Origin of the sequence: Microcoleus asticus IPMA8, from assembly GCF_013179805.1 — a bacterium.
GTDB classification, from domain to species: Bacteria; Cyanobacteriota; Cyanobacteriia; order Cyanobacteriales; family Microcoleaceae; genus Microcoleus; species Microcoleus asticus.
In genome coordinates this window covers 47,570-52,525 of sequence record NZ_SRRZ01000004.1, presented here as the reverse complement: position 1 = coordinate 52,525, position 4,956 = coordinate 47,570, and the positions used below count along the sequence as shown (strand labels likewise).

The following is a 4,956-nucleotide window of genomic DNA, read 5'->3' as shown; positions in this document are numbered from 1 at the left end:
TAAATTAGTAGATGCACCCTGATTAATTAACTCCCGACCAATTTTGGCCGGGTTTTTTTTTCGTATTGCACCCCAAACCGCAAAATTTCAATAAATCAAGAATTATCCGCGTTAATCTGCGTGCATCTGCGGTCAAAAATCTAATTTGTCCCGAACATCGTGCTAGCCACTGCAAAGTAAATAAAGATGCACCCTGATTAATAAACCCCAGCCAATTTTGGCCGGGGTTTTTTTTAGCTCAAAAGCTGCATTAACCAATTAGGCTAAATCGCTTCAAAAGATTGCACCTCAAGAACCGGGCCGATCATAGCAAAAGTCATCACATCCTTGCGGACTTCACCTTTAACACTGACTTTCAAACCAGCTTTTTTCAACTCAGAGGGAGCATCCTTAAGTTCGTAAGTTTCTCCATCTTCGCCAACCAAAGCCCAAGTACCGGGACCCAATCCTTTGCGTTCAATTACACCTTTGACAGTAATACTCATGCCGATCGCACCTCTGTTTTAATTGCTAAACGCGCCAGTCCGAAACACAGAAAAGCATTGACAATCAAAAATGTTTGTGATACTAAACCTGTGCCCAATCCCCAAACTGCGGGAGACACAAAAGCATTCACCGCTAAACTGCTGGCAAAACCGATCGAAATTGCGATCGCGATCCACTTCCACTGTTGATGTCCCAACAGCAAAGCAATCAAAATCCCAGGAATCAAAACGCTAGCAAAAATGGGATTCAGCATACTGCTGCCATTAATTGCGCCGCCGAGTTCGGGAATAGAACTGCCCATCACCCGCATCGGCCACTGCGGCAAGTCAAATACAAACAAGTTCCGCAGGAAAAAGAATCCAGAACTACCAGCCATCAAGCCGCCGGAAAAGCCCCAAGTCCACTGGAACGGAAAATAATTCCGCATAAAGAAAGCCAGCAGGTAAGAACCGAGCACCATTGCAATTTTAGGCAACAGGGCGACTGCACCGCCGTCAATCCAAAAGCGGGGGTTGAGATACCCGTTATCGCGCAGCCAGCGGAAGAAATCGCGGAAGTTGATTTGTCCGCGCTGGGCTAGCTGAACTGCTGCGGCTGCGTCTAGGTGTCCTGAACCAAAATGGTTTAACGGATCTTCAGTGACAGTTCGCGAGGACTGCAAGAGTACGCTGCGAATTGCGTCTGGTTCTGTGATGCCGGAGGCCTTGACAAGGGCTGCAACGGCTGCAACGTGGGGAGAAGCCATGCTAGTGCCTTGGTAGCCTTCAAAGACTTCGGCGCCGGTTTCCGGGTCGATCGTACTTTGCAGGATCTTGCCCATTTCAGAACCGCCCGGGGCTGCAATGTCAACCCCTGCGCCGAAATTGGAGTAAGAGGCTTTTTCGTCGTCGGGACCGAGGGCGGAAACGCCGATGACGTGGGGATAGCGGGCGGGATAGGAAGCGGAACTATCGCCGGAGTTGCCGGCGGCTGCGATGATGACAACGCCTTTAGAGTGGGCGTAGTCGATCGCCTCTTCCATTAACTGACTTTCGCCACCGCCACCTAAACTCATGTTGATGACATCTGCGCCGTTGTCAGCAGCAAATTTAATCGCTTCGGCGATGTCGGAAACCGTGCCGCCACCGCTGCCGCTTAACACTTTTAGCGGCATTAAAGCTGCTTCGTAGGCGATGCCCGCAACGCCGTAATTGTTGTTAGTTGATTGGGCGACTGTACCGGCGACGTGAGTACCGTGGCCGTTGTCATCGTAGGCTTCGGCGCGATCGTTTACAAAGTCGTAGCCCGGTACAAATTTGGTTTCTTTTAAGTCAGCGACTGGAGTAATACCCGTGTCAATTATCGCTACTGTTGTGCCGCTGCCTTTGGTTTCGTTCCAGGCAGATTCTACATTGATGCTGCGGAGATTCCACTGCTTGGTATACATGGGGTCGTTGGGAATCTCGAAAGCGCTGTAGACGTAGTTCGGTTCAATGTATTCGGTATCTTTAGCCAAATTTGATTTTCTCAGGGCGTTTAGCAAAGTGCGATCGCCCTTAACTACATATACATTGTCGCCCGCTGAGAATTCACTGTTGAGTTGCGGTGCGACTTGGTACTGTTGGGCGATCGCATTTACTTCTTTCGCAATCTCAGCAGCACCCAAATCTTCGCGGAAATCCAGCACAATCGAGTCGTAAGTGCCTTGAGTAGCAAGTCCTGGGAAATTAGAAATCGCCCAGCCGAGCCCGATTAAAAATAAGCACAGAAGGAAAAACTTTTTCATGGCCGATCGTCCGTTTAGGGAAGGCTTGTTCCCCACAATAACCCAATTTTCACCGCCAGCGCCAGTTTTCCTTGCTGCGACTTGTGGGGATCTCGCACGCAGGCGTTTGGTAGTTTTCGGCGGTGGCTGTTGCTAGATCAAAAATTGCTCTAATTTCTAGTTTAAATTGCAGAGCAAGTTTTAGGAGTTCAATTAATTGTATCATTAGAGAAGATGAGAAACAGAACCTGGACTATTTTCAACAAGGGTATTGCATGGAAAGAGGTTTAATGTGGCTGCCGCTGCTGGCAATTTTTATCGGGCTGGCTTGGGCTGGATGGAACGAGTATCAAAAGCTCGAAGCGTATCGCGTCTGGGCCGAACAATTCGCTAAAGCCAAGTACGATATTTATGCTGTACTCGGTCAAAAAGAAGACAGTTTAACTTGGGGAAAACCTACTCGCAGCGGGCCTGTGAATTTGCAAACTTTTTCTTTAAAAGACGTGCAGTCGCTGCGGTTGTTAGTCAACTCTCAGGCAGTTGATTTAGAGTCGCCGCCGAGTTCGGGAAGTCCAATCGTCCTCGAATTTTTGTTGAAAGATGCTGCTGCGGTGCAGGTTCCTTTTACAGAAATTCCTCTAGCGACTAAATGGGGAAAACACTTGCAGCAAGAATTGCAGCGCTTTAGGTAAAAGCAGTTTCCGGCGGGGCAGCGTATCAGATATGAACTCGGCTAGTTGAAGTTACAAAAGTCTGTAAAACTGGTAGTAGAAATAGAACTTACGCAACAAATCCTTTGAACTGCCATCTATAGGGGTAAAGTACCCACGGATCACCCGGAGGACGTGAGTTCTGGCAGTAAGTAGTAGAAGTAGTGTCCCCGTGCCTAGCCCGCTAGTGTTCCGTGCGTACCTTACAGTTAAAGTTATTGACCGTAAGCATCCAGGATACAAGCCCCCGGATTCATCCGTCCAGAAATAAAAAACCTGTATCCGATAAAGGAGCCCCCGAATTTATCTGTGGGGTCAATGCTTTAATCTAAAATCTAAAATCTAAAATCTAAAATCGATTGACCAGCGCGTCCTAAAACAGCTAAATTGCCAGCCCCCCAATCTGCGGAATGCAAACACAAGAATTTTTACAGCGCTATCAACAGGGAGAGCGCAACTTTGGTCACATAGACCTCAGCGGCGCTAGTTTAAGCGGTGTTAACCTGCGAGAAATAGACTTCACTGGTGCTAACTTGACCGGTGCTAATTTGAGCTGGTCTTTTTTGAGCAATGCCAAGTTGATAGGGGCTTGTTTGCGCCGTGCGGATCTCCGCAGTGCGGGGCTGGCTGGGGCGAATCTGAGCGGGGCAAATTTGAGCGGGGCAAATCTTGCTAAAGCGGATTTGCGCCTTGCTTGTTTGGAAGGAGCAGAGCTCAATTGGGCCACGTTGCCTGAAGCGGATTTGGGCGGTGCTAATCTTCAAGGAGTTAAATCAGACCAAATTAATTTGGCTGGGGCTAAACTTGACGGCGCGAAGTTGATGGCGGCGGAATTGATGGAGGCGAATCTCAACCACGCGAGTCTTGTTGGTGCTAATTTAACGGGTGCTAATTTGCGGGAAGCGCATTTGGTGGAAGCGAATTTGCGATCGGCAATTTTGAGGGGTGTAAATTTGATTGAAGCTGACCTCAACGGCGCTCAAATGCGATCGGCAAATCTGACGGGCGCTGACTTGCACCGAGCTGTGCTGGCGGGGGCGGATTTGACTGAGGCGGGGCTGGATAACGCTGATTTGAGTCGAGCTAATCTGGCAGGTTCTTATTTATTGAAAGCGAGTTTTAAGAAGGCGCTTTTGCTGCGAGCTAACCTGCAAGGAGTGTATTTGCTGCGGGCGGATTTGAGCGAAGCTAATTTGCGCAGTGCTGATTTGCGGAAAGCTGATTTGAGTGGCGCTTATTTGATGGATGCGATTTTGAGTGAGGCAGATTTAAGAGAAGCTTGTTTGATTGAGTGCCGTTTGATTCGGACTAATTTGGAGGGGGCGCAGCTTACGGGTTGCTGCATTCAAAATTGGCAAGTTCAAGATGTCGATCTGTCGAGAGTTGACTGCAACTATGTTTTTACTGAGTTTGATTATACTGCGAAAGTTGCGGCAAATCGCTTGCCAGTCAATCGCGATTTTGAGTCCGGGGAATTGGGGAGGCAGCATCAAGAGGACAGTTCTATTGTGAAGGTGTTTTTTGATGAATCTCCTAATTGGGAGGCTTTGGTTTTTACGCTGCGTCGGGTGGAGTTGGAAAGCCGCGAACTCAAATTGAACGTTCAATTTTTTGAGTCTGCTGGAGAACAAAATTTACTGCGGCTGAGCGCGAACCGTTTGGTGAACGGCAAGATTTTGGGCGATCGCATTTTGGAGCTTTATCCAGATATGTTGGAAAAGGTTTTAGCCAAAGGCGCTGAAATTTTGAGTTTGCTCGATTTGGCTGTTGCTAGTAACAGTGCGCAGCCGGAGCCGGGCCAAAAGGAAGTATTGCTCAGAAGACAGGAAATCTACCAGCGAATGGTGCGCCAAATTTCATTTATTTTGATGTCTCAGACGCCGGATAAATTCTCTGAAAGCGTGCAGCGGCTGTTGGATTATTTGAAGCAGCAAGGTATCCCAACAGAGCAGATTCAAAAGAAAGTCATCAGTCAGGCGATCGTGCAGCGGGCGAAGCAAGACCCGGTGTTTCGGG

The 4,956-nt window shown here is 48.5% G+C and carries 4 protein-coding genes; 2 read left to right on the top strand and 2 right to left on the bottom strand.

Annotated elements, in window-relative coordinates; all coding sequences use genetic code 11:
* Positions 1 to 263: 263 nt before the first annotated feature.
* Both E5S67_RS01875 and E5S67_RS01870 read right to left on the bottom strand, forming a co-directional pair.
* A complete protein-coding gene (locus E5S67_RS01875) occupies positions 264 to 485 on the bottom strand; it encodes a hypothetical protein (RefSeq protein WP_172184928.1) in 222 nt (73 codons plus the stop codon).
* Positions 482 to 2,251 carry a S8 family peptidase gene (locus E5S67_RS01870; RefSeq protein WP_172184926.1) on the bottom strand — a complete coding sequence of 590 codons (1,770 nt, stop codon included), beginning with the start codon at positions 2,249 to 2,251 and terminating at the stop codon, positions 482 to 484. Before E5S67_RS01870 ends, E5S67_RS01875 begins: the two co-directional genes overlap by 4 nt.
* Positions 2,252 to 2,505: 254 nt before the next feature.
* Here E5S67_RS01870 and E5S67_RS01865 point away from each other — a divergent pair, with 254 nt between their 5' ends.
* Positions 2,506 to 2,922 carry a hypothetical protein gene (locus E5S67_RS01865; RefSeq protein WP_172184924.1) on the top strand — a complete coding sequence of 139 codons (417 nt, stop codon included), beginning with the start codon at positions 2,506 to 2,508 and terminating at the stop codon, positions 2,920 to 2,922.
* 428 nt (positions 2,923 to 3,350) lie between these two features.
* The coding region (locus E5S67_RS01860) for a pentapeptide repeat-containing protein (protein WP_172184921.1) at positions 3,351 to 4,956 on the top strand (1,606 nt) is incomplete at its 3' end.